The organism is Pseudomonas sp. L7 (genome assembly GCF_046605565.1).
Classification (GTDB): domain Bacteria; phylum Pseudomonadota; class Gammaproteobacteria; order Pseudomonadales; family Pseudomonadaceae; genus Aquipseudomonas; species Aquipseudomonas wayambapalatensis.
Genome location: NZ_CP176784.1, coordinates 502,501 through 527,660 on the forward strand (window position 1 = coordinate 502,501; position 25,160 = coordinate 527,660).

General features: G+C 58.0%; 21 protein-coding genes, 4 tRNA genes and 2 rRNA genes (1 of these 27 running past the window's edge). All 27 read left to right on the forward strand.

Annotated features, from left to right (window positions below; genetic code table 11):
• Positions 1-1,308: ribosomal RNA gene (locus tag ACK3BK_RS02335) — 23S ribosomal RNA — on the forward strand (it extends 1,585 nt beyond the left edge of the window).
• A gap of 133 nt (positions 1,309-1,441) precedes the next feature.
• Positions 1,442-1,557 (forward strand): 5S ribosomal RNA (rrf, locus tag ACK3BK_RS02340).
• 243 nt (positions 1,558-1,800) lie between these two features.
• A complete protein-coding gene (birA, locus tag ACK3BK_RS02345; protein WP_411384436.1) occupies positions 1,801-2,760 on the forward strand; it encodes a bifunctional biotin--[acetyl-CoA-carboxylase] ligase/biotin operon repressor BirA in 960 nt (319 codons plus the stop codon).
• Positions 2,750-3,499 (forward strand): pantothenate kinase, encoded by a 750-nt coding sequence (locus tag ACK3BK_RS02350; protein ID WP_186670236.1) that lies wholly within the window; start codon positions 2,750-2,752, stop codon positions 3,497-3,499. Before birA ends, ACK3BK_RS02350 begins: the two co-directional genes overlap by 11 nt.
• Before the next feature lie 7 nt (positions 3,500-3,506).
• Positions 3,507-3,932 carry a hypothetical protein gene (locus tag ACK3BK_RS02355; protein ID WP_411383672.1) on the forward strand — a complete coding sequence of 142 codons (426 nt, stop codon included), beginning with the start codon at positions 3,507-3,509 and terminating at the stop codon, positions 3,930-3,932.
• A 142-nt stretch (positions 3,933-4,074) separates the two neighbouring features.
• Positions 4,075-4,158, forward strand: a tRNA-Tyr gene (locus ACK3BK_RS02360).
• 24 nt (positions 4,159-4,182) lie between these two features.
• A tRNA-Gly gene (locus tag ACK3BK_RS02365) sits at positions 4,183-4,256 on the forward strand.
• Positions 4,257-4,284: 28 nt separating this feature from the next.
• Positions 4,285-4,360, forward strand: a tRNA-Thr gene (locus ACK3BK_RS02370).
• A 79-nt stretch (positions 4,361-4,439) separates the two neighbouring features.
• Entirely contained in the window at positions 4,440-5,633 is a 1,194-nt protein-coding gene (tuf, locus tag ACK3BK_RS02375) for an elongation factor Tu (RefSeq protein WP_013970626.1), read from the forward strand.
• 55 nt (positions 5,634-5,688) lie between these two features.
• Positions 5,689-5,764: transfer RNA gene (locus tag ACK3BK_RS02380), tRNA-Trp, on the forward strand.
• Between the two features lie 44 nt (positions 5,765-5,808).
• Positions 5,809-6,177 carry a preprotein translocase subunit SecE gene (gene secE, locus ACK3BK_RS02385; protein WP_186670240.1) on the forward strand — a complete coding sequence of 123 codons (369 nt, stop codon included), beginning with the start codon at positions 5,809-5,811 and terminating at the stop codon, positions 6,175-6,177.
• Between the two features lie 9 nt (positions 6,178-6,186).
• Positions 6,187-6,720, forward strand: coding sequence for a transcription termination/antitermination protein NusG (gene nusG, locus ACK3BK_RS02390; RefSeq protein WP_003255501.1), 534 nt, complete (start codon positions 6,187-6,189; stop codon positions 6,718-6,720).
• 119 nt (positions 6,721-6,839) lie between these two features.
• A complete protein-coding gene (rplK, locus tag ACK3BK_RS02395) occupies positions 6,840-7,271 on the forward strand; it encodes a 50S ribosomal protein L11 (protein WP_003255500.1) in 432 nt (143 codons plus the stop codon).
• Positions 7,271-7,966: a 50S ribosomal protein L1 gene (gene rplA / locus ACK3BK_RS02400; RefSeq protein ID WP_028692260.1), complete on the forward strand. Its 696-nt coding sequence runs from the start codon at positions 7,271-7,273 to the stop codon at positions 7,964-7,966. The genes rplK and rplA overlap by 1 nt, the downstream gene beginning before the upstream one ends.
• A gap of 203 nt (positions 7,967-8,169) precedes the next feature.
• Entirely contained in the window at positions 8,170-8,670 is a 501-nt protein-coding gene (gene rplJ / locus ACK3BK_RS02405) for a 50S ribosomal protein L10 (RefSeq protein ID WP_411383673.1), read from the forward strand.
• An 80-nt stretch (positions 8,671-8,750) separates the two neighbouring features.
• Positions 8,751-9,119: a 50S ribosomal protein L7/L12 gene (rplL, locus tag ACK3BK_RS02410; protein ID WP_054893558.1), complete on the forward strand. Its 369-nt coding sequence runs from the start codon at positions 8,751-8,753 to the stop codon at positions 9,117-9,119.
• A 220-nt stretch (positions 9,120-9,339) separates the two neighbouring features.
• The gene (rpoB, locus tag ACK3BK_RS02415) at positions 9,340-13,413 is read left to right on the forward strand and encodes a DNA-directed RNA polymerase subunit beta (protein WP_186670242.1); all 4,074 of its coding nucleotides are present in this window, start codon (positions 9,340-9,342) and stop codon (positions 13,411-13,413) included.
• 64 nt (positions 13,414-13,477) lie between these two features.
• Positions 13,478-17,677 carry a DNA-directed RNA polymerase subunit beta' gene (gene rpoC, locus ACK3BK_RS02420; RefSeq protein ID WP_065864810.1) on the forward strand — a complete coding sequence of 1,400 codons (4,200 nt, stop codon included), beginning with the start codon at positions 13,478-13,480 and terminating at the stop codon, positions 17,675-17,677.
• A gap of 210 nt (positions 17,678-17,887) precedes the next feature.
• Positions 17,888-18,259: a 30S ribosomal protein S12 gene (rpsL, locus tag ACK3BK_RS02425; protein ID WP_003255492.1), complete on the forward strand. Its 372-nt coding sequence runs from the start codon at positions 17,888-17,890 to the stop codon at positions 18,257-18,259.
• A gap of 106 nt (positions 18,260-18,365) precedes the next feature.
• Positions 18,366-18,836 (forward strand): 30S ribosomal protein S7, encoded by a 471-nt coding sequence (gene rpsG / locus ACK3BK_RS02430; protein ID WP_003246741.1) that lies wholly within the window; start codon positions 18,366-18,368, stop codon positions 18,834-18,836.
• A 30-nt stretch (positions 18,837-18,866) separates the two neighbouring features.
• Positions 18,867-21,014, forward strand: coding sequence for an elongation factor G (fusA, locus tag ACK3BK_RS02435; RefSeq protein ID WP_186670246.1), 2,148 nt, complete (start codon positions 18,867-18,869; stop codon positions 21,012-21,014).
• A gap of 27 nt (positions 21,015-21,041) precedes the next feature.
• Complete coding sequence (gene tuf / locus ACK3BK_RS02440; RefSeq protein ID WP_013970626.1) at positions 21,042-22,235, forward strand: elongation factor Tu; 1,194 nt, start codon at positions 21,042-21,044, stop codon at positions 22,233-22,235.
• Between the two features lie 141 nt (positions 22,236-22,376).
• Positions 22,377-22,688 (forward strand): 30S ribosomal protein S10, encoded by a 312-nt coding sequence (gene rpsJ / locus ACK3BK_RS02445; RefSeq protein ID WP_003186070.1) that lies wholly within the window; start codon positions 22,377-22,379, stop codon positions 22,686-22,688.
• 81 nt (positions 22,689-22,769) lie between these two features.
• Complete coding sequence (gene rplC / locus ACK3BK_RS02450; RefSeq protein WP_054893562.1) at positions 22,770-23,405, forward strand: 50S ribosomal protein L3; 636 nt, start codon at positions 22,770-22,772, stop codon at positions 23,403-23,405.
• Between the two features lie 12 nt (positions 23,406-23,417).
• Positions 23,418-24,020, forward strand: coding sequence for a 50S ribosomal protein L4 (gene rplD, locus ACK3BK_RS02455; RefSeq protein ID WP_008089819.1), 603 nt, complete (start codon positions 23,418-23,420; stop codon positions 24,018-24,020).
• The gene (gene rplW / locus ACK3BK_RS02460; protein WP_003255484.1) at positions 24,017-24,316 is read left to right on the forward strand and encodes a 50S ribosomal protein L23; all 300 of its coding nucleotides are present in this window, start codon (positions 24,017-24,019) and stop codon (positions 24,314-24,316) included. Before rplD ends, rplW begins: the two co-directional genes overlap by 4 nt.
• Positions 24,317-24,330: 14 nt before the next feature.
• Entirely contained in the window at positions 24,331-25,155 is an 825-nt protein-coding gene (gene rplB / locus ACK3BK_RS02465; RefSeq protein ID WP_186670248.1) for a 50S ribosomal protein L2, read from the forward strand.
• The last annotated feature ends 5 nt before the right edge of the window (positions 25,156-25,160 follow it).

Genomic DNA, 25,160 nt, shown 5'->3' on the forward strand with positions numbered 1-25,160 from the left:
GGGAACCGTACCCCAAACCGACACAGGTGGTTAGGTAGAGAATACCAAGGCGCTTGAGAGAACTCGGGTGAAGGAACTAGGCAAAATGGCACCGTAACTTCGGGAGAAGGTGCGCCGGCGAGGGTGAAGGACTTGCTCCGTAAGCTCATGCCGGTCGAAGATACCAGGCCGCTGCGACTGTTTATTAAAAACACAGCACTCTGCAAACACGAAAGTGGACGTATAGGGTGTGACGCCTGCCCGGTGCCGGAAGGTTAATTGATGGGGTTAGCGCAAGCGAAGCTCTTGATCGAAGCCCCGGTAAACGGCGGCCGTAACTATAACGGTCCTAAGGTAGCGAAATTCCTTGTCGGGTAAGTTCCGACCTGCACGAATGGCGTAACGATGGCGGCGCTGTCTCCACCCGAGACTCAGTGAAATTGAAATCGCTGTGAAGATGCAGTGTATCCGCGGCTAGACGGAAAGACCCCGTGAACCTTTACTATAGCTTTGCACTGGACTTTGAGCTTGCTTGTGTAGGATAGGTGGGAGGCTTTGAAGTGGGGACGCCAGTTCTCATGGAGCCATCCTTGAAATACCACCCTGGCAACCTTGAGGTTCTAACTCAGGTCCGTGATCCGGATCGAGGACAGTGTATGGTGGGTAGTTTGACTGGGGCGGTCTCCTCCCAAAGAGTAACGGAGGAGTACGAAGGTGCGCTCAGACCGGTCGGAAATCGGTCGTAGAGTATAAAGGCAAAAGCGCGCTTGACTGCGAGACACACACGTCGAGCAGGTACGAAAGTAGGTCTTAGTGATCCGGTGGTTCTGTATGGAAGGGCCATCGCTCAACGGATAAAAGGTACTCCGGGGATAACAGGCTGATACCGCCCAAGAGTTCATATCGACGGCGGTGTTTGGCACCTCGATGTCGGCTCATCACATCCTGGGGCTGAAGCCGGTCCCAAGGGTATGGCTGTTCGCCATTTAAAGTGGTACGCGAGCTGGGTTTAGAACGTCGTGAGACAGTTCGGTCCCTATCTGCCGTGGACGTTTGAGATTTGAGAGGGGCTGCTCCTAGTACGAGAGGACCGGAGTGGACGAACCTCTGGTGTTCCGGTTGTCACGCCAGTGGCATTGCCGGGTAGCTATGTTCGGAAGAGATAACCGCTGAAAGCATCTAAGCGGGAAACTTGCCTCAAGATGAGATCTCACTGGGATCTTGAATCCCCTGAAGGGCCGTCGAAGACTACGACGTTGATAGGTTGGGTGTGTAAGCGCTGTGAGGCGTTGAGCTAACCAATACTAATTGCCCGTGAGGCTTGACCATATAACACCCAAGCAATTTGCTGTGCAGATTGCGGTGGTGAAGACGAAACGAACCGAAAGTTCGAAGCGACTCACAAAGATCACATATCCGAATTGGCTGGCGTGTCTGCAAAGACGCACTGGCAACCGAATTTCTTGACGACCATAGAGCATTGGAACCACCTGATCCCATCCCGAACTCAGCAGTGAAACGATGCATCGCCGATGGTAGTGTGGGGTTTCCCCATGTGAGAGTAGGTCATCGTCAAGATTCATTTCGCAAAACCCCTATCTGCGCGAGCAGGTAGGGGTTTTGTCTTTCTGGTGTTCTGAAGCCAGACCGGACCAGAGCGCTCCTGCACGCCGACACCGCGCACGCCACAGGACAAGCCTGCCTCTACAGGGGTATGGTTCGGTCTGCGCACCCGTTCTCGCAGGGATATCCCCGCCCTTTTCCTATGCAATCCAGCAGCCCGTGGCTATCATGCCAGCCTTATTCCAAGTCGAGACTGGCATGCTGAAGTTGTTGAATCTCCTCAAGGATGGCCGGTTTCATTCTGGTCAGGCCCTGGGGGAAGCCATGGGGGTGAGCCGCAGCGCCGTGTGGAAGCAGCTGCAGCACCTGGAAAGCGAGCTGAACCTCACCATTCACAAGGTGCGTGGTCGCGGATACCAGCTTGCTACGCCATTGAGCCTGCTCGAGGCTTCGGCGATTGCTGCATTCACTCAGGGTGAGCAGTGGCCTGTTCTTGTTCATGACTCGATAGATTCGACCAATGCTGAGGCCCTGCGTCTGATCGGGCAGGGCCAGGCAGCGCCCTTCCTGGTGCTTGCCGAGCGCCAGAGTGCTGGCCGTGGTCGGCGTGGCCGACACTGGGTCAGCCCATTCGCCGAAAATCTCTATTACAGCCTGGTGCTTCGGGTGGAGGGGGGCATGCGCCAGCTCGAGGGGCTGAGTCTGGTCGTTGGTCTGGCGGTGATGCGTACGCTGCATGCCCTCGGTGTAAAAGGTGCGGGGCTGAAGTGGCCGAATGACGTTCTTGTTGGTAACAAGAAGATTGTCGGCATTCTCCTGGAGCTGGTTGGCGACCCCGCGGATGTCTGTCACGTTGTGCTGGGTATCGGCATCAATGTGAACATGCAGAGCAATGATCAGGTCGACCAGCAGTGGACGTCGATGCGTCGGGAGACTGGCGAGCTCATCGATCGCAATCGTCTGGTTGCGCAGTTGAACCAGCAATTGCAGCATGAGCTTTCGCGCCATCGTCGCTATGGCTTCGCTGCTTTCCAGGAAGAATGGGAGCAGGCGCATCTGTGGCAGGGGCGCAAGGTCTCGCTGATCGCCGGCAATCAGACGGTCGATGGCATTGTGCTGGGTGTGGACGGGCAGGGCGGTCTGCGCATGGATGTCGAGGGTGTGGAGAAGAGCTTCAGTGGTGGAGAGCTCGGGTTGAGGTTGCGCGATGATTCTTGAGCTCGATTGCGGTAACAGCTTTATCAAGTGGCGTGTGATTCATGCTGCAGATGCCACCATCGTGGGGGGCGGCATCGTTGATTCGGATCAGGCGCTGTTGGCTGCCGTCAGTGGGCTGGCTGCGGCACGCCTGGCGGGCGCACGAATGGTCAGTGTGCGCAGCGAGGAAGAAACCGATGCGCTGTGCGAGGCGATCAGGCAAGCCTTCGCGGTCGAAGTGCGGGTTGCGCGTCCTGTTGTCGAAATGGCGGGTGTGCGCAATGGCTATGAAGATCATGAGCGCCTGGGCATGGACCGCTGGCTTGCCGCCCTCGGTGCATTCCACCTGGCCAAAGGGGCTTGCCTGGTGATGGATTTCGGCACAGCCGCCAAGGCGGATTTCGTAGCGGCCGATGGTCAGCATCTGGGTGGATACATCTGTCCGGGGATGCCGTTGATGCGTAGCCAGCTGCGGACGCACACCCGCCGTATTCGTTATGACGATGCCTCGGCCGAGCGTGCGTTGAGCAGCCTTGAGCCTGGGCGCTCTACGGTCGAGGCGGTCGAGCGCGGATGCGTCCTGATGCTGCAGGGTTTCGCCCGCACGCAGATCGATCAGGCGCGCGCCCTCTGGGGTAGTGAGTTCAGCGTCTTCCTCACGGGAGGTGATGCGCCCCTGGTCCAGGTGTCTGCACCTGGTGCGCGGGTTGTACCGGACCTGGTCTTTGTTGGCCTGGCGATGGCCTGCCCCTTGAGTTGAGGTGCCTATGCGTTGGTTGTTTCTGCTGTTGGTAGTGCTAAATGCCGTCTATTACGTGTGGCGCCAGCAGGAGGCGCCGGTACGGGTCAAGGAGGTTGCACCCCTTTCCCTCTACAAGGGAAGTCAGCAGGAGATCCGTCTGCTTCGGGAGGCGGGGGCGGCAGCTCCCGCCAGGCGCAGAGATGAGTGCCTGGTGGTGGGGGGATTTGCCGGGCAGGATGAGCTGGTAGCGTTGCGTCAACGGTTGCTGAGCCTCGATATCGCCGCTCAGCCGGTGCAGGGGCAGTTGGCTGGCGCGGACGGCTTCTGGCTCAAGGTAAGCCCTGACAGCGAGCGTTTGCTGGATGAGGCGGTCCTCGCCAGTCTTTCCAGTGATTTCAAAGACTTAAAACATAAAATTATTTTCTGCCAGGGTATTGCAACTGGCGAATAGCTTGATAGAATGGCGCCCGCTTCGCAGGGAACACCGCTCAGGTGGTGGTACCGGAAGCGTAGTCAAAGCAGCTAACTTTCAGATTTAATTGAAAAAATGCTTGACTACAGGCCGGCAGGTAAATAGAATGCCCGCCACATCTGGAGGGATTCCCGAGCGGCCAAAGGGGACGGACTGTAAATCCGTTGCGAGAGCTTCGAAGGTTCGAATCCTTCTCCCTCCACCAGTTTTAGCGAGAGCCGCAAGCTCCGCGGGTATAGTTTAGTGGTAGAACCTCAGCCTTCCAAGCTGATGATGCGGGTTCGATTCCCGCTACCCGCTCCAAGTTTGCTGTTTTGGCACAAAGAGTTTTGCTCTTGTAGCTCAGTTGGTAGAGCACACCCTTGGTAAGGGTGAGGTCAGCGGTTCAAGTCCGCTCAAGAGCTCCATATAAACAAGGCAGATATGAAAATATCTGCCTTTGTTTTATCAGGGTAGTAACTATTTCTTCTGCGGAGGACTGTATCGATGGCTAAGGAAAAGTTTGATCGTTCCCTTCCCCACGTTAACGTCGGCACTATCGGCCACGTTGACCACGGTAAGACCACTCTGACCGCAGCTCTGACTCGCGTCTGCTCCGAAGTTTTCGGTTCGGCAGTCGTTGAGTTCGACAAGATCGACTCGGCTCCGGAAGAAAAAGCGCGCGGTATCACCATCAACACCGCTCACGTCGAGTACAACTCGAACATTCGTCACTACGCTCACGTTGACTGCCCAGGTCACGCTGACTACGTGAAGAACATGATCACCGGTGCTGCCCAGATGGACGGCGCGATCCTGGTTTGCTCGGCCGCCGATGGTCCGATGCCACAAACCCGTGAGCACATCCTGCTGTCCCGTCAGGTAGGCGTTCCGTACATCGTGGTCTTCCTGAACAAGGCTGACCTGGTAGACGACGCTGAGCTGCTGGAACTGGTCGAGATGGAAGTTCGCGACCTGCTGTCCACCTACGACTTCCCAGGCGACGACACCCCGATCATCATCGGTTCGGCTCGTATGGCGCTGGAAGGCAAAGACGACAACGAAATGGGCACTACCGCTGTCAAGAAGCTGGTAGAGACTCTGGATGCCTACATCCCTGAGCCAGTTCGTGCGGTCGACCAGCCGTTCCTGATGCCGATCGAAGACGTATTCTCGATCTCGGGTCGTGGTACCGTTGTGACCGGCCGTATCGAGCGTGGTATCGTCCGCGTTCAGGATCCGCTGGAAATCGTTGGTCTGCGTGACACCACCACCACCACCTGCACCGGCGTTGAGATGTTCCGCAAGCTGCTGGACGAAGGTCGTGCTGGCGAGAACTGCGGCGTTCTGCTGCGTGGTACCAAGCGTGACGACGTTGAGCGTGGCCAGGTTCTGGTCAAGCCAGGTTCGGTCAAGCCGCACACCAAGTTCACCGCAGAAGTCTACGTTCTGTCGAAGGAAGAAGGCGGTCGTCACACTCCGTTCTTCAAAGGCTACCGTCCTCAGTTCTACTTCCGTACCACTGACGTGACCGGTAACTGCGAACTGCCGGAAGGCGTTGAGATGGTAATGCCAGGTGACAACATTCAGATGACTGTCACCCTGATCAAGACCATCGCAATGGAAGACGGTCTGCGCTTCGCCATCCGTGAAGGCGGTCGTACCGTCGGCGCCGGCGTCGTAGCGAAGATTATTGAATAAGTAGTTGATTTATCTAAATCAGGCCGGCATAATGGCCGGCCTGATACAGCGTTACAGGTCAGTAGCTCAATTGGCAGAGCGACGGTCTCCAAAACCGTAGGTTGGGGGTTCGATTCCCTCCTGACCTGCCATTCACCTCGGTGTGATTGGCTTTCTTCTTACAGGATCCTCCCCGATGACTCCCAAAACTGAAGCCCAAGAATCGCGTTTTGATCTGTTCAAGTGGCTGGCTGTAGTTGCATTGGTTGTCGTAGGTGTCGTGGGTAATCAGTATTACTCCGCTGCTCCTATCCTGTACCGCGTTCTCGCGCTGCTCGCCCTGGCAGCTGTCGCAGGCTTTGTTGCTCTGCAGACTGCGAAGGGTAAGTCGTTCTTTGCGCTGGCGAAGGAAGCTCGTACCGAAATTCGTAAAGTCGTATGGCCAACCCGCCAGGAGACTACTCAGACCACTTTGATCGTTGTGGCTGTGGTGCTCGTTATGGCGCTGCTGTTGTGGGGTCTCGATTCCCTGCTCGGTTGGTTGGTTTCCTTGATTGTTGGCTAAGGGTGTCTCGTGGCTAAGCGTTGGTATGTTGTGCATGCTTACTCGGGTTACGAGAAGCATGTAATGCGCTCCCTCATCGAGCGCGTAAAGCTGGCAGGCATGGAAGACGGGTTTGGCGAGATTCTCGTCCCGACCGAAGAAGTCGTCGAAATGCGCAACGGCCAGAAGCGCAAGAGTGAGCGTAAATTCTTCCCGGGCTACGTCCTGGTGCAGATGGAAATGAACGAAGGGACTTGGCACTTGGTCAAGGACACCCCTCGCGTCATGGGTTTCATTGGTGGTACCGCGGACAAGCCCGCGCCGATCACCGATAAAGAGGCTGAGGCTATCCTGCGTCGCGTTGCCGATGGCAGTGACAAGCCCAAGCCGAAGACGCTGTTCGAGCCGGGCGAAGTGGTTCGCGTCATTGACGGTCCATTCGCTGATTTCAACGGTAGCGTCGAAGAAGTTAACTACGAGAAGAGCCGTCTGCAGGTTGCAGTGCTCATTTTCGGTCGCTCTACTCCGGTAGAGCTCGAGTTCAGTCAGGTCGAGAAGGTCTAACTGAACGATGCATCCCATACCCCGCAGCCCTATGTGCTGCGGGGTTTTGTCGTCACTGGGATAAAACGCAAGTCATCCGGGGAGCCACCAGGCGTTCGAACCCGATTTTGGAGTAGCTCATGGCTAAGAAGATTCAGGCTTATATCAAGCTGCAAGTAAAGGCCGGCCAGGCCAACCCAAGCCCACCCGTTGGTCCAGCACTGGGTCAACACGGTGTGAACATCATGGAATTCTGCAAGGCCTTCAACGCCCGTACTCAGGGTCAAGAAGCCGGCCTGCCGACTCCTGTGATCATCACTGTCTACAGTGACCGTAGCTTCACCTTCGAAACCAAGAGCACCCCTGCCTCGGTTCTGCTGAAGAAAGCTGCTGGCCTGACCAGCGGTTCGGCTCGTCCGAACACCGTCAAGGTCGGTACCGTCACCCGCGCTCAGCTGGAAGATATCGCCAAGGCAAAGCAGGCTGATCTGACCGCCGCTGACCTGGATGCAGCTGTACGCACCATCGCTGGCTCTGCCCGCAGCATGGGCCTGAACGTGGAGGGTGTGTAATGGCTAAGCTGACTAAGCGTCAAAAGGCAATCGCCGAGAAAATCGAAGCAGGCAAGGCCTACAACTTCGAAGAGGCCGCTACCCTGCTGGCTTCGCTGCCGGCTGCCAAATTCGTCGAGTCGTACGACATCGCCGTAAACCTCGGTGTTGACCCGCGTAAATCCGACCAGGTCGTTCGTAGCGCTACTGTGCTGCCGCACGGCACTGGCAAGACCGTACGCGTTGCCGTCTTCACCCAGGGCCCAGCTGCCGAGGCCGCTCTGGCTGCCGGCGCTGACCGCGTAGGTATGGACGATCTGGCTGCCGAAATGAAAGGCGGCGACCTGAACTATGACGTCGTCATCGCATCCCCTGATGCCATGCGCGTTGTCGGTCAGCTGGGTCAGGTTCTGGGTCCTCGCGGCCTGATGCCTAACCCGAAAGTCGGTACCGTGACCCCGGACGTAGCCACTGCCGTCAAGAACGCCAAGGCTGGTCAGGTTCGCTACCGTACCGACAAGAACGGTATCATCCACACCTCCGTTGGCAAGATCGGCTTTGAAGCTGGCAAGCTGAAGGAAAACGTTGAAGCCCTGATCGCTGATCTGAAGCGTATCAAGCCAGCTTCTTCGAAAGGTATCTACGTCAAGCGCGTTACCCTGAGCACCACCATGGGCCCAGGTCTGATCATCGATCAGAGCTCGCTGAACGTGTAATGCAAAGTCGGCGCGGTCTTTCGAGCGCGCCGGCTGCAACAAGATTGGGGTCCCTGCCTGGCGGGGGCTATCCAAGACCGTAGGCGACGCAAGTCTTAAAACACAAGCCTACGCAGATGGTGCTCCCGATTCGCTCGCGAATCAGACACCAAAACGACATCCGGCCTCGGCCAGATGAAACGGTAGAAACCAGGAGTAAACCCGTGGCAATTAAACTCGAAGACAAGAAGGCCATCGTCGCTGAAGTCAACGAGGCTGCCAAAGTCGCTCTGTCCGCTGTCGTGGCCGATGCCCGTGGTGTGACTGTAGGCGCAATGACCGGACTCCGTAAAGAGGCTCGTGAAGCTGGCGTATACGTACGTGTCGTACGTAACACCCTGCTCAAGCGCGCTGTTGCTGACACTGATTTCAGTGTCCTCAACGACGCCTTCACCGGCCCTACCCTGATTGCGTTCTCCAACGAACACCCGGGCGCTGCTGCCCGTCTGTTCAAGGAATTCGCCAAGGGTCAGGACAAGTTCGAGATCAAGGCAGCTGCGTTCGACGGCAAGTTCCTTGCCGCTAACCAGATCGACGTGCTGGCAACCCTGCCAACTCGCGACGAGGCTATCGCACAGCTGATGAGCGTAATCCAAGGTGCAACCAGCAAGCTGGCTCGTACCCTGGCAGCTCTGCGCGACCAGAAAGAAGCCGCTGCTGCCTAAGGCGGCGTAGCTTCTCTCGAAATCAAACGTTTAATTTGATGGCCGTGTAAGGCTGTCCCCCAATACAGGAATTCATAGTCATGTCTCTGACTAACGAGCAAATCATCGAAGCAATCGGCCAGAAAACCGTTCTGGAAATTGTTGAACTGATCAAAGCAATGGAAGAAACCTTCGGCGTTACCGCTGCTGCCGCTGTTGCCGCTGGCCCAGCTGCTGCCGCTGCCGTTGTTGAAGAGCAGACCGAGTTCAACGTTGTCCTGGTTGAAGCCGGCGACAAGAAAGTGAACGTCATCAAAGCCGTTCGCGAACTGACCGGTCTGGGCCTGAAAGAAGCCAAAGAGAAAGTCGATGGCGCTCCTCAGGTTGTAGCTGAAGGCGTTTCGAAAGAAGCCGCTGAAGACGCTAAGAAGAAGCTGGAAGAAGCTGGCGCTAAAGTCGAGCTGAAGTAATTTCGACTTTGCGACTGCAGCCTGAGCGTCAAGCGTAGGGCTGATGGCTGGTGGCCTGTGCCACCGGCCTTTTTCCGTTATTGGTGGCCGATCAGGTCGGCCCCGATAACGAGCTGCAAGACACCCATGTGGGTGGCGCAAACCAAGGGGTTTGCACGATTTTCTGGCTGCTCCCGCCGGGAGAAGCCAAACAAGCAGGTGACCAAGCTGGGGAACGCTGATGGCTTACTCATACACTGAGAAAAAACGTATCCGCAAGGACTTTAGCAAGTTGCCGGACGTCATGGATGTGCCGTACCTCCTGGCCATCCAGCTGGATTCGTATCGCGAATTCCTGCAGGCGGGAGCATCCAAGGATCAGTTCCGCGACGTCGGTCTGCATGCGGCCTTCAAATCGGTATTCCCGATCATCAGCTACTCCGGCAATGCTGCCCTGGAGTACGTAGGCTATCGCCTGGGCGAGCCTGCCTTCGATGTGAAGGAATGTGTCCTGCGTGGCGTGACCTTCGCGGTCCCACTGCGGGTCAAGGTGCGCCTGATCATCTTCGACAAGGAATCGTCGAACAAAGCGATCAAGGACATCAAAGAGCAAGAAGTCTACATGGGTGAAATCCCCCTGATGACTGAGAACGGTACCTTCGTTATCAACGGTACCGAGCGTGTGATCGTTTCCCAGCTGCACCGTTCGCCTGGTGTGTTCTTCGACCACGACCGTGGCAAGACTCACAGCTCCGGCAAGCTGCTGTACTCCGCTCGCATCATTCCTTACCGCGGCTCCTGGCTCGACTTCGAGTTCGATCCGAAGGACTGCGTGTTCGTCCGTATCGACCGTCGCCGCAAGCTGCCGGCCTCCGTACTGCTGCGCGCCCTGGGCTACAGCACCGAAGAGATCCTGGACACCTTCTACACCACCAACGTGTTCCACGTTTCCGGTGAGAAGCTGAGCCTGGAGCTGGTTGCCCAGCGCCTGCGCGGTGAAGTTGCGGTCATGGACATCACCGACGACACCGGCAAGGTCATCGTCGAGCAAGGCCGCCGTATCACTGCGCGCCACATCAACCAGATCGAGAAAGCTGGCGTCAAGCAGCTGGACGTTCCGCTCGAGTACATGATTGGCCGTACCACTGCCAAGGCCATCGTGCACCCGGCAACTGGTGAAATCCTGGCCGAGTGCAACACCGAGCTGACCACCGATCTGCTGGTCAAGATCGCCAAGGCCCAGGTCGTTCGCATCGAGACCCTGTACACCAACGATATCGACTGCGGTCCGTTCATCGCCGATACGCTGAAGATCGATACCACCAGCAACCAGCTGGAAGCGTTGGTCGAAATCTATCGCATGATGCGCCCAGGCGAGCCGCCAACCAAGGACGCCGCCGAGACCCTGTTCAACAACCTGTTCTTCAGCGCCGAGCGTTACGACCTGTCCGCAGTCGGCCGCATGAAGTTCAACCGTCGTATCGGTCGTACCGAGATCGAAGGTTCGGGCGTGCTGAGCAAGGAAGACATCGTCGATGTACTGAAGACCCTGGTCGACATCCGTAACGGCAAGGGCATCGTCGACGACATCGACCACCTGGGTAACCGTCGTGTGCGTTGCGTCGGCGAGATGGCCGAGAACCAGTTCCGCGTTGGCCTGGTGCGCGTCGAGCGTGCGGTCAAAGAGCGTCTGTCGATGGCTGAAAGCGAAGGCCTGATGCCGCAGGACCTGATCAACGCCAAGCCGGTTGCGGCGGCGGTGAAAGAGTTCTTCGGCTCCAGCCAGCTCTCGCAGTTCATGGACCAGAACAACCCGCTCTCCGAGATCACCCACAAGCGTCGTGTCTCTGCACTCGGCCCGGGCGGTCTGACCCGTGAGCGCGCAGGCTTCGAAGTTCGTGACGTACACCCGACCCACTACGGCCGCGTGTGCCCGATCGAGACGCCGGAAGGTCCGAACATCGGTCTGATCAACTCCCTGGCGGCCTACGCCCGCACCAACCAGTACGGCTTCCTGGAAAGCCCGTACCGTGTGGTGAAAGAGGGTGTGGTCACCGACGACATCGTGTTCCTGTCGGCGATCGAAGAAGCTGATCACGTCATCGCCCAGGCTTCGGCTGCGATGAACGAGCAGAAGCACCTGATCGACGAGCTGGTAGCGGTCCGTCACCTGAACGAATTCACCGTCAAGGCGCCAGAAGACGTCACCCTGATGGACGTTTCGCCGAAGCAGGTTGTTTCCGTTGCTGCCTCTCTGATTCCGTTCCTCGAGCACGACGACGCCAACCGTGCGTTGATGGGTTCGAACATGCAGCGTCAGGCTGTACCGACCCTGCGTGCCGACAAGCCGCTGGTAGGTACTGGCATGGAGCGCAACGTCGCCCGTGACTCCGGCGTCTGCGTCGTGGCTCGCCGCGGTGGTGTGATCGACTCGGTCGACGCCAGCCGTATCGTCGTGCGTGTGGCCGACGACGAAGTCGAGACCGGTGAAGCAGGTGTGGATATCTACAACCTGACCAAGTACACCCGTTCGAACCAGAACACCTGCATCAACCAGCGTCCGCTGGTGAGCAAGGGTGATGTGGTCGCGCGTGGCGACATCATGGCGGACGGCCCGTCCACCGACATGGGTGAACTGGCGCTGGGCCAGAACATGCGCATCGCGTTCATGGCGTGGAACGGCTTCAACTTCGAAGACTCCATCTGCCTGTCCGAGCGTGTGGTCCAGGAAGATCGCTTCACCACGATCCACATCCAGGAACTGACCTGTGTGGCCCGTGACACCAAGCTTGGCCCAGAGGAAATCACCGCGGACATCCCGAACGTGGGTGAGGCTGCGCTGAACAAGCTGGACGAAGCCGGTATCGTCTACGTAGGTGCCGAAGTCGGCGCCGGCGACATCCTGGTCGGCAAGGTCACTCCGAAAGGCGAGACCCAGCTGACGCCGGAAGAGAAACTGCTGCGTGCGATCTTCGGTGAGAAGGCCAGCGACGTCAAAGACACCTCCCTGCGCGTGCCGACCGGCACCAAGGGCACCGTCATCGACGTACAGGTCTTCACCCGTGATGGCGTCGAGCGCGACAGCCGCGCCCTGGCCATCGAGAAGATGCAGCTGGACGAGATCCGCAAGGACCTCAACGAAGAGTTCCGCATCGTCGAAGGCGCGACCTTCGAGCGTCTGCGTTCTGCTCTGAACGGCCAGGTGGTCGACGGTGGTGCGGGCCTGAAGAAAGGCACCGTGATCACTGACGACGTACTGAACGGTCTGGAGCACGGCCAGTGGTTCAAACTGCGCATGGCCGAAGATGCACTGAACGAGCAGCTGGAAAAGGCTCAGCAGTACATCGTCGATCGTCGCCGTCTGCTGGACGACAAGTTCGAAGACAAGAAGCGCAAGCTACAGCAGGGCGATGACCTGGCTCCAGGCGTACTGAAGATCGTCAAGGTCTACCTGGCAATCCGCCGTCGCATCCAGCCGGGTGACAAGATGGCCGGTCGTCACGGTAACAAGGGTGTCGTCTCGGTGATCATGCCGGTAGAAGACATGCCGCACGACGCCAACGGTACTCCGGTCGACGTCGTACTGAACCCGCTGGGCGTACCTTCGCGTATGAACGTCGGTCAGATTCTCGAAACCCACCTGGGCCTGGCGGCCAAAGGTCTGGGCGAGAAGATCGACCGCATGCTCGAAGAGCAGCGCAAGGCAGCCGAGCTGCGCACCTTCCTGACCGAGATCTACAACGAGATCGGTGGTCGTCAGGAAAACCTCGACGAGTTCTCCGACGCAGAGATCTTCGCCCTGGCCAACAACCTCAAGAAAGGTGTGCCGATGGCGACGCCTGTCTTCGACGGTGCCAAGGAGCGTGAGATCAAGGCCATGCTGAAGCTGGCCGACCTGCCAGAGAGCGGCCAGATGGTGCTGTTCGACGGCCGTACCGGCAACAAGTTCGAGCGTCCTGTGACCGTTGGTTACATGTACATGCTCAAGCTGAACCACTTGGTGGACGACAAGATGCACGCGCGTTCCACTGGTTCCTACAGCCTGGTTACCCAGCAGCCGCTGGGTGGTAAGGCGCAGTTCGGTGGTCAGCGTTTCGGGGAGATGGAAGTGTGGGCGCTGGAAGCATACGGCGCGGCATACACCCTGCAAGAAATGCTCACAGTGAAGTCGGACGACGTGAACGGCCGTACCAAGATGTACAAGAACATCGTGGATGGCGATCACCGTATGGAGCCGGGCATGCCCGAGTCCTTCAACGTGTTGATCAAAGAGATCCGTTCGCTCGGTATCGATATCGATCTGGAAACCGAATAACACGTGACGCGAAGGGGAGCGGGGCTGGTACAGCCCGCTTCCTGCTCCGCCAGGAGGAAAGGCCTTGAAAGACCTACTGAATTTGCTGAAAAACCAGGGTCAAGTCGAAGAGTTCGACGCCATCCGCATCGGTCTGGCGTCGCCTGAAATGATCCGTTCGTGGTCGTTCGGTGAAGTTAAGAAGCCGGAAACCATCAACTACCGTACGTTCAAGCCTGAGCGTGACGGCCTGTTCTGCGCCAAGATCTTTGGCCCAGTCAAGGACTACGAGTGCCTGTGCGGCAAGTACAAGCGCCTCAAGCACCGCGGTGTGATCTGCGAGAAGTGCGGCGTTGAAGTTGCCCTGGCCAAGGTTCGTCGTGAGCGCATGGCGCACATCGAGCTGGCCTCGCCGGTCGCCCACATCTGGTTCCTGAAGTCGCTGCCGTCCCGTATCGGCCTGCTGATGGACATGACCCTGCGTGACATCGAGCGCGTGCTCTACTTCGAGAGCTACGTGGTGATCGATCCGGGCATGACTACCCTCGAGAAGGGTCAGCTGCTGAACGACGAGCAGTACTTCGAAGCGCTGGAAGAGTTCGGTGACGACTTCGACGCCCGCATGGGTGCCGAGGCTGTCCGCGAACTGCTGCACGCGATCGACCTGGAGCACGAGATCGGTCGTCTGCGCGAAGAGATTCCACAGACCAACTCCGAAACCAAGATCAAGAAGCTGTCCAAGCGCCTGAAGCTGATGGAAGCTTTCCAGGGCTCGGGCAACCTGCCTGAGTGGATGGTCCTGACCGTCCTGCCAGTGCTGCCGCCGGACCTGCGTCCGCTGGTTCCGCTGGATGGCGGCCGCTTCGCGACCTCCGACCTGAACGATCTGTATCGTCGGGTGATCAACCGTAACAACCGTCTGAAGCGCCTGCTCGATCTGTCGGCGCCGGACATCATCGTGCGCAACGAAAAGCGCATGCTGCAGGAAGCGGTCGACGCCCTGCTCGACAACGGCCGTCGCGGTCGTGCCATCACTGGCTCGAACAAGCGTCCGCTGAAGTCGCTGGCCGACATGATCAAAGGTAAGCAAGGTCGCTTCCGTCAGAACTTGCTCGGTAAGCGCGTGGACTACTCCGGTCGTTCGGTAATTACCGTAGGCCCGACCCTGCGCCTGCACCAGTGCGGTCTGCCGAAGAAGATGGCCCTCGAGCTGTTCAAGCCGTTCATTTTCGGCAAGCTGGAAATGCGTGGTCTGGCGACCACCATCAAGGCCGCCAAGAAGATGGTCGAGCGCGAGCTGCCAGAGGTCTGGGACGTTCTCGCCGAAGTCATCCGCGAACACCCCGTCCTGCTGAACCGTGCACCGACGCTGCACCGTCTGGGTATCCAGGCGTTCGAGCCGGTGCTGATCGAAGGCAAGGCGATTCAGCTGCACCCGCTGGTCTGTGCCGCGTACAACGCCGACTTCGACGGTGACCAGATGGCCGTTCACGTGCCGCTGACCCTGGAAGCCCAGCTCGAAGCGCGCGCGCTGATGATGTCGACCAACAACATCCTGTCGCCAGCCAACGGTGAGCCAATCATCGTTCCTTCGCAGGACGTTGTACTGGGTCTGTACTACATGACCCGTGAAGCCATCAACGCCAAGGGCGAAGGTCGCGTGTTCGCTGACCTGCAGGAAGTCGACCGCGTATTCCGCGCCGGCGAGGCTGCCCTGCACGCGAAAATCAAGGTCCGTATCAACGAGACCGTGAAAGAGCGTGATGGCTCGGTGGTCAAGAACACCCGTATCGTCGACACCACCGTCGGCCGTGCGCTGCTGTTCCAGGTTGTTCCGGCAGGTCTGCCGTACGACGTGGTCAACCAGCCTATGAAGAAGAAGGCGATCTCCAAGCTGATCAACCAGTGCTATCGCGTGGTTGGTCTGAAAGAGACCGTGATCTTCGCTGACCAGCTGATGTACACCGGTTTCGCTTACTCGACCATTTCCGGCGTCTCGATCGGTGTTAACGACTTCGTTATCCCGGACGAAAAAGCCCGCATCATCGGTACTGCTACCGATGAGGTGAAGGAAATCGAAAGCCAGTACGCCTCGGGCCTGGTTACCCAGGGCGAGAAGTACAACAAGGTCATCGACTTGTGGTCGAAGGCGAACGACGAAGTGTCCAAGGCGATGATGGCCAACCTCTCGAAAGAGAAGGTCATCGACCGCGAGGGCAAGGAAGTCGAGCAAGAGTCCTTCAACTCGATGTACATGATGGCTGACTCGGGTGCGCGGGGTTCCGCTGCACAGATCCGTCAGCTGGCCGGTATGCGTGGTCTGATGGCCAAGCCGGACGGCTCGATCATCGAGACGCCGATCACCGCGAACTTCCGTGAAGGTCTGAGCGTACTGCAGTACTTCATCTCGACCCACGGTGCTCGTAAAGGTCTGGCGGATACCGCACTGAAGACTGCGAACTCCGGTTACCTGACTCGCCGTCTGGTAGACGTGGCGCAGGATCTGGTCGTGACCGAGATCGACTGCGGCACCGACCAGGGCCTGCTGATGACGCCGCACATCGAAGGTGGCGACGTTGTAGAGCCGCTGGGTGAGCGTGTACTGGGTCGTGTCATCGCCCGCGACGTGTTCAAGCCAGGTACCGAGGACGTCATCGTTCCTGCCGGCACCCTGGTCGACGAGAAGTGGGTCGAGTTCATCGAGCTGAACAGCATCGACGAAGTGGTCGTGCGTTCGCCGATCAGCTGCGAAACCCGCTACGGCATCTGCGCCAAGTGCTACGGTCGTGACCTGGCTCGTGGTCACCAGGTGAACATCGGTGAAGCTGTCGGCGTCATCGCTGCACAGTCGATCGGTGAGCCGGGTACCCAGCTGACCATGCGTACCTTCCACATCGGTGGTGCTGCAAGCCGTACCTCGGCTGCCGACAGCGTCCAGGTGAAGAATGGCGGCATGGTGCGTCTGCACAACCTGAAGCAGGTCGAGCGTGCCGATGGCAACCTGGTCGCGGTATCGCGTTCCGGCGAGCTGGCCATTGCCGACGAATTCGGTCGTGAACGTGAGCGTTACAAGCTGCCTTACGGTGCGGTGATTTCGGTCAAGGAAGGTGACAAGGTCGAAGCTGGCGCCATCGTCGCCAAGTGGGACCCGCACACCCACCCGATCGTTACCGAACTGAAAGGTACCGTGACCTTCGTGGGCATGGAAGAAAACATCACCATCAAGCGCCAGACCGACGAACTGACCGGTCTGACCAACATTGAAGTCCTGGACGTCAAGGATCGCCCTGCCGCTGGCAAGGAAATCCGTCCGGCCATCAAGATGGTCGATGCCAACGGCAAGGACCTGTACCTGCCAGGTACCGACGTACCGGCTCAGTACTTCCTGCCGGCCAACGCCCTCGTCGGTGTGGCTGACGGTGCCCAGATCGGTGTCGGTGACGTTATTGCGCGTATCCCGCAAGAAACGTCGAAGACTCGTGACATCACCGGTGGTCTGCCACGCGTTGCCGACCTGTTCGAAGCGCGTCGTCCGAAAGAAGCGTCGATCCTGGCTGAAGTCAGCGGCACCATCGCGTTCGGTAAAGAGACCAAGGGCAAGCGTCGCCTGGTCATCACGCCGACCGATGGCAGCGATCCGTACGAAGAGCTGATTCCGAAGTGGCGCCACCTGAACGTCTTCGAAGGCGAACAGGTAAACCGCGGCGAAGTCATCTCCGACGGTCCGAGCGATCCGCACGACATCCTGCGTCTGCTGGGTGTCAGCGCGCTGGCCAAGTACATCGTCAACGAGATTCAGGACGTTTACCGCCTGCAGGGCGTGAAGATCAACGACAAGCACATCGAGACCATCCTGCGTCAGATGCTGCGTAAAGTTGAGATCTCCGAGTCCGGCGATTCCAGCTTCATCAAGGGCGACCAGATGGAGTTGACCCAGGTACTGGTAGAGAACGAGCGTCTGGCGGGTGAAGACAAGTTCATCTCCAAGTTCACCCGTGTTCTGCTGGGTATCACCAAGGCCTCGCTGTCGACCGAGTCGTTCATCTCCGCGGCTTCCTTCCAGGAAACCACCCGCGTACTGACCGAAGCGGCGGTAACCGGCAAGCGCGACTACCTGCGCGGCCTGAAAGAGAACGTGGTCGTGGGTCGTCTGATCCCGGCCGGTACCGGTCTGGCCTACCACAGCGAGCGCAAGCGTCGCCGTGATGCCGACAAGCCGCTGCGTGTGAGCGCCAGTGAGGTGGAAGCCGCACTGACCGAAGCGCTGAACTCCAGCGGCAACTAAGAAGAGGCGGGGCCCCGGCCCCTTCCTCCCGAGCCTCGGTGACATGATTTGTTGCCGATGATCGGGCAGGAAGGGTCGGGGCCTTGTCTTGACTGGGTGCAAGATCCTCTTTAGACTTTTGTACCCTTAAATTTGGTGAGGCTCCGTCTCGCCAATTTTTGGCTTTCTTGCAAGACAATAGAGTCGCAAGACAATCAGTGGAGCTAGTAGATGGCAACTATCAACCAGCTGGTACGTCAGCCGCGCAAGCGTTCGGTCGAGAAGTCCGACGTTCCTGCGCTGCAGAACTGCCCGCAGCGTCGTGGCGTGTGCACCCGTGTGTACACCACCACGCCGAAAAAACCTAACTCGGCACTGCGTAAAGTATGCCGTGTGCGTCTGACCAACGGTTTCGAGGTTTCCTCGTACATCGGTGGTGAAGGCCACAACCTGCAAGAGCACAGCGTCGTCCTGATCCGTGGCGGCCGTGTAAAAGACTTGCCAGGTGTTCGTTACCACACCGTTCGCGGCTCTCTGGATACTTCGGGCGTCAAAGGCCGTAACCAGGGTCGTTCGAAGTACGGTACCAAGCGTCCGAAGTAATCGGGCGTTTGCAGACATCCATTTATTTGAGTCGATAAGAGTAAGGTCGGGCAGGGGTCGAAGACCCGCGTCCCGGGCTAACCTGAAGACCGTTTGAGGGCTTATCATGCCAAGACGTCGTGTAGCAGCAAAACGTGAGATCCTTGACGATCCGAAATACGGATCTCAGATCCTCGCCAAGTTCATGAACCACGTGATGGAAAGCGGCAAGAAGGCCGTAGCCGAGCGCATCGTTTACGGTGCCCTGGATACCGTCAAAGCACGCAAGAACAGCGACCCCCTGGAAATCTTCGAGAAAGCTCTCGACGCCATCGCTCCGCTGGTCGAAGTAAAGTCCCGTCGTGTCGGCGGTGCCACTTACCAGGTTCCGGTTGAAGTTCGTCCATCCCGTCGTAACGCTCTGGCAATGCGCTGGCTCGTAGACTACGCCCGCAAGCGCGGCGAGAAGTCGATGGCCCTGCGTCTGGCCGGCGAACTGCTGGATGCTGCCGAAGGCAAGGGTGCTGCAGTCAAGAAGCGTGAAGACGTGCACCGTATGGCCGAAGCCAACAAAGCGTTCTCGCACTACCGCTTCTAATTCAAGCATCAATCATTTTGCGAGGGCTTTATGGCTCGTACTACAGCAATTAACCGCTACCGTAACATCGGTATCTGTGCTCACGTTGACGCGGGCAAGACCACCACTACCGAGCGGATCCTGTTCTACACAGGTCTGAGCCACAAGATGGGCGAGGTGCATGATGGCGCCGCGACCACCGACTGGATGGTGCAGGAGCAGGAGCGCGGTATCACCATTACCTCCGCTGCCGTTACCACCTTCTGGAAAGGCTCCCGTGGTCAGTACGACAACTACCGCGTAAACGTCATCGATACCCCCGGCCACGTTGACTTCACCATTGAAGTAGAACGTTCGCTGCGTGTACTCGACGGCGCGGTCGTCGTGTTCTGCGGCACCTCCGGCGTTGAGCCTCAGTCCGAAACCGTATGGCGTCAGGCCAACAAGTACGGCGTTCCGCGTGTTGTCTACGTGAACAAGATGGACCGTGCCGGTGCCAACTTCCTGCGCGTTGTCGGCCAGATCAAGAACCGCCTGGGTCACACCCCGGTTCCGGTCCAGCTGGCTATCGGTGCAGAAGACGACTTCCAGGGTCAGGTTGACCTGATCAAGATGAAGGCCATCTACTGGAACGATGACGACAAAGGCACCACCTATCGCGAGGAAGAGATTCCTGCCGAGCTGGTGGACCTGGCCAACGAATGGCGCAACAACATGGTCGAGGCTGCTGCCGAGGCCAACGAAGAGCTGATGAACAAGTACCTTGAAGAAGGTGACCTGTCCGTCGAAGACATCAAGGCTGGTCTGCGCGCCCGTACCCTGGCGAGCGAGATCGTTCCTGCTGTCTGCGGCTCCTCGTTCAAGAACAAGGGCGTTCCCCTGGTTCTCGACGCCGTCATTGACTTCCTGCCTGCGCCCACCGAGATCCCTGCGATCAAGGGTATCCACCCTGATCTGATCGACGTGCCGAAGGATGAAGTCACTCCAGAGCAGTACGATGAGCGTCCTGCTGACGACAACGAGCCGTTCTCGGCCCTGGCGTTCAAGATTGCCACCGACCCGTTCGTGGGTACTCTGACCTTCGTTCGCGTCTACTCGGGCTTCCTGACCTCCGGTGACTCCGTCATCAACTCGGTCAAGGGCAAGAAAGAGCGCGTTGGTCGTATGGTGCAGATGCACGCCAACCAGCGTGAAGAGATCAAAGAAGTACGCGCTGGCGACATCGCTGCTCTGATCGGCATGAAGGACGTCACCACCGGTGACACCCTGTGCAACGCCGACAAGCCGATCATCCTCGAGCGTATGGACTTCCCTGAGCCGGTAATTTCGCTCTCCGTAGAGCCGAAAACCAAGGCTGACCAGGAGAAGATGGGTATCGCTCTGGGCAAGCTGGCCCAGGAAGACCCGTCGTTCCGCGTCAAGACCGACGAAGAAACCGGCCAGACCATCATCTCCGGTATGGGTGAGCTGCACCTGGACATCCTCGTTGACCGCATGAAGCGCGAGTTCAACGTCGAGTGCAACGTCGGCAAGCCGCAGGTTTCGTACCGCGAGAAGATCACCAAGTCCAACGTCGAGATCGAAGGCAAGTTCGTTCGTCAGTCGGGTGGTCGTGGTCAGTTCGGTCACTGCTGGATCCGTTTCTCGGAGCCGGACGTGGACGACAAAGGCAACATCACCGAAGGTCTGGTGTTCACCAACGAAGTCGTTGGTGGTGTGATTCCTAAGGAATTCATCGCCCCGATCCAGAAGGGTATCGAAGAGCAGATGAAAAACGGCGTTGTTGCCGGCTATCCGCTGCTCGGCCTGAAGGCTACGGTATTCGACGGTTCGTACCACGACGTCGACTCCAACGAAATGGCGTTCAAGATCGCCGCTTCGATGGCGACCAAGCAGCTGGCCCAGAAGGGCGGTGGCGTGGTGCTTGAGCCGATCATGAAGGTCGAAGTTGTAACCCCGGAAGACTACCTGGGTGACGTGATGGGTGACCTGAGCCGTCGTCGCGGGATGATCCAGGGTAATGAAGACTCGGTGTCCGGCAAGGTAATCACTGCTGAGGTACCGCTCGGAGAGATGTTCGGTTACGCGACCGACGTTCGTTCCATGTCTCAGGGTCGCGCAAGCTACTCCATGGAATTCTCCAAATACGCCGAAGCTCCGTCGAACATCGTCGAAGCACTCGTTAAAAAACAAGGCTAATCCCCTTTAGGCAAGAGGTTCACTGTCGTGGCTAAAGAAAAATTTGATCGTTCCCTTCCCCACGTTAACGTCGGCACTATCGGCCACGTTGACCACGGTAAGACCACTCTGACCGCAGCTCTGACTCGCGTCTGCTCCGAAGTTTTCGGTTCGGCAGTCGTTGAGTTCGACAAGATCGACTCGGCTCCGGAAGAAAAAGCGCGCGGTATCACCATCAACACCGCTCACGTCGAGTACAACTCGAACATTCGTCACTACGCTCACGTTGACTGCCCAGGTCACGCTGACTACGTGAAGAACATGATCACCGGTGCTGCCCAGATGGACGGCGCGATCCTGGTTTGCTCGGCCGCCGATGGTCCGATGCCACAAACCCGTGAGCACATCCTGCTGTCCCGTCAGGTAGGCGTTCCGTACATCGTGGTCTTCCTGAACAAGGCTGACCTGGTAGACGACGCTGAGCTGCTGGAACTGGTCGAGATGGAAGTTCGCGACCTGCTGTCCACCTACGACTTCCCAGGCGACGACACCCCGATCATCATCGGTTCGGCTCGTATGGCGCTGGAAGGCAAAGACGACAACGAAATGGGCACTACCGCTGTCAAGAAGCTGGTAGAGACTCTGGATGCCTACATCCCTGAGCCAGTTCGTGCGGTCGACCAGCCGTTCCTGATGCCGATCGAAGACGTATTCTCGATCTCGGGTCGTGGTACCGTTGTGACCGGCCGTATCGAGCGTGGTATCGTCCGCGTTCAGGATCCGCTGGAAATCGTTGGTCTGCGTGACACCACCACCACCACCTGCACCGGCGTTGAGATGTTCCGCAAGCTGCTGGACGAAGGTCGTGCTGGCGAGAACTGCGGCGTTCTGCTGCGTGGTACCAAGCGTGACGACGTTGAGCGTGGCCAGGTTCTGGTCAAGCCAGGTTCGGTCAAGCCGCACACCAAGTTCACCGCAGAAGTCTACGTTCTGTCGAAGGAAGAAGGCGGTCGTCACACTCCGTTCTTCAAAGGCTACCGTCCTCAGTTCTACTTCCGTACCACTGACGTGACCGGTAACTGCGAACTGCCGGAAGGCGTTGAGATGGTAATGCCAGGTGACAACATTCAGATGACTGTCACCCTGATCAAGACCATCGCAATGGAAGACGGTCTGCGCTTCGCCATCCGTGAAGGCGGTCGTACCGTCGGCGCCGGCGTCGTAGCCAAAATCATCGAGTAATCACTCGGTCGATTGAAAAAACCCCCGCTTAGCGGGGGTTTTTTTTATTGGGTTGACACTAAATAGGGGCGTCTATAGAATCACGCCTCCTTTTAGCGGGCGTAGTGCGTCCGTTGGGAACAGCCTGGAGTCTGAAATCCAATGCAAAATCAGCAAATCCGTATCAGGTTGAAGGCTTTCGACCATCGCCTGATCGACCAATCCACCCAGGAAATCGTGGAAACCGCGAAACGTACTGGTGCACAAGTGCGTGGTCCAATTCCACTGCCTACCCGCAAAGAGCGTTTCACCGTTCTGGTCTCCCCGCACGTCAACAAAGACGCGCGTGACCAGTACGAGATTCGCACTCATAAGCGCGTTCTGGACATCGTCCAGCCAACGGATAAAACCGTTGATGCGCTGATGAAGCTTGATCTCGCGGCAGGTGTGGAAGTGCAGATCAGCCTCGGCTAAGACTTCGGTCTGAGTCGTGTAACGCTCTGAAATGGGCGGCCATAGCGGGTGAAAGCCCCGTACACTCATGAGGTTTACAACATGACTATTGGTGTAGTCGGTCGCAAGTGCGGTATGACCCGCATTTTCACCGAAGAAGGTGTCTCCATTCCGGTCACGGTCATTGAGATCGAGCCGAATCGCGTCACCCAGTTCAAAACTGAAGAAACCGATGGCTACCGTGCAGTGCAAGTCACTGTCGGCGAGCGTCGTGCTTCGCGTGTGACTGCCGCTCAGGCAGGTCACTTCGCCAAGGCTAACGTTGCCGCTGGTCGCGGTGTTTGGGAGTTCCGTCTTGAAGAAGGCGATTTCCAGGCTGGCGATCTGATCAAAGCTGAACTCTTCACTGCAGGCCAGCTGGTAGACGTAACCGGTCAGTCCAAAGGTAAAGGCTTCGCCGGTACCATCAAGCGTTGGAACTTCCGTGGTCAGGATAACACCCACGGTAACTCCGTATCGCACCGTGTCCCTGGCTCCATCGGCCAGTGCCAGACTCCTGGTCGTGTATTCAAGGGCAAGAAGATGTCCGGTCACATGGGCGCTGAGCGCGTGACTGTACAGTCCCTGGAAGTAGTACGCGTAGACGCTGAACGCAACCTGCTGCTGATCAAGGGTGCCGTTCCAGGCGCTACTGGCGGCGACGTGGTTGTGCGTCCGGCTGTCAAGGCTCGCGGTTAAGGGGAAACTGACATGCAACTCAATGTAAATGACGCTCAGGCGATCGAAGTTTCCGAACTGACTTTCGGTGGCGAATTCAACGAGACGCTGGTACACCAAGCAGTCGTGGCCTACATGGCCGGCGGCCGTCAGGGCACCAAGCAGCAGAAGACCCGCTCTGACGTGGCCGGTGGCGGTAAGCGCCCATGGCGTCAGAAGGGTACTGGCCGTGCTCGTGCCGGTACCACTCGTGGTCCGATCTGGCGTGGCGGTGGTGTAACCTTCGCAGCTCGCCCTCAGGATCACTCGCAGAAGCTCAACAAGAAGATGTATCGCGCAGCCCTGCGCTCCATCCTCGCCGAGCTGGTGCGTAGCGATCGTCTGGTTGTGGTTCAGGACTTCGCTGTTGAAGCGCCGAAAACCAAAGACCTGCTGAACAAGCTGAACGGCATGGGCCTGAACGACGTACTGATCGTTTCGGACGCAGTTGATCAGAATCTGTACCTGGCTGCTCGTAACCTGCCGCACGTCGACGTACGTGACGTTCAAGGTTCCGACCCGGTCAGCCTGATCGCCTACGAGAAAGTGTTGATCACTGTCTCGGCCGTGAAGAAATTCGAGGAGCTGCTGGGATGAACCAGGAACGCGTATTCAAAGTCCTCCTTGGCCCGCACGTTTCCGAGAAGGCTACCGTTCTGGCTGAGAAGAAAGGCCAGTTCGTATTCAAGGTTGCTACCGATGCAACCAAGCTGGAAATCAAGAAAGCTGTCGAAGGCCTGTTCAACGTAAAGGTTGAAAACGTGTCGACTGTCAACGTTCTGGGTAAAACCAAGCGTACCGCACGTGGTCTGGGCAAGCGTAATGACTGGAAGAAGGCGATCGTCTCCCTTCAGCCAGGCCAAGATCTCGATTTCAGCAGCAGTGCTGAGTAAGGAAGGGGTGCATCATGGCAATCGTTAAATGCAAACCGACTTCCCCTGGCCGCCGTTTCGTGGTCAAGGTGGTCAACAAGGAGCTGCACAAAGGCGCTCCTCACGCACCGCTGCTCGAGAAGAAATCGAAGTCTGGTGGTCGTAACAACAATGGCCGCATTACCACTCGTCACGTTGGTGGTGGTCACAAGCAGCATTACCGTCTGGTCGACTTCCGTCGCAACGACAAAGATGGCATTCCAGCCACTGTCGAGCGCGTCGAATACGACCCGAACCGTACTGCTCACATCGCCCTGCTGTGCTACGCAGACGGTGAGCGTCGCTACATCATCGCCCCTAAAGGCGTGAGTGCTGGCGACCAGCTGATCGCAGGTGCCCTGGCCCCAATCAAGGCCGGTAACTCCCTGCAACTGCGCAACATCCCAGTAGGTAGCACCGTTCACGGCATCGAACTGAAGCCGGGTAAAGGTGCGCAAATTGCTCGTTCCGCTGGTGCTTCGGCTCAGCTGATCGCGCGTGAAGGTGCATACGTGACTCTGCGTCTGCGCTCTGGTGAGATGCGTAAAGTACTGGCTGAGTGCCGTGCGACCCTGGGCGAAGTCTCGAACTCCGAGCACAGCCTGCGTTCGCTGGGTAAAGCAGGTGCTAAACGCTGGCGCGGCGTTCGCCCGACCGTTCGTGGTGTTGCCATGAACCCGGTTGACCACCCACATGGTGGTGGTGAAGGTCGTACCTCCGGTGGTCGTCATCCGGTATCGCCATGGGGCTTCCCAACCAAGGGTGCGAAGACCCGTGGTAATAAGCGTACCGACAACATGATCGTCCGTCGTCGCAAGTAACTAGA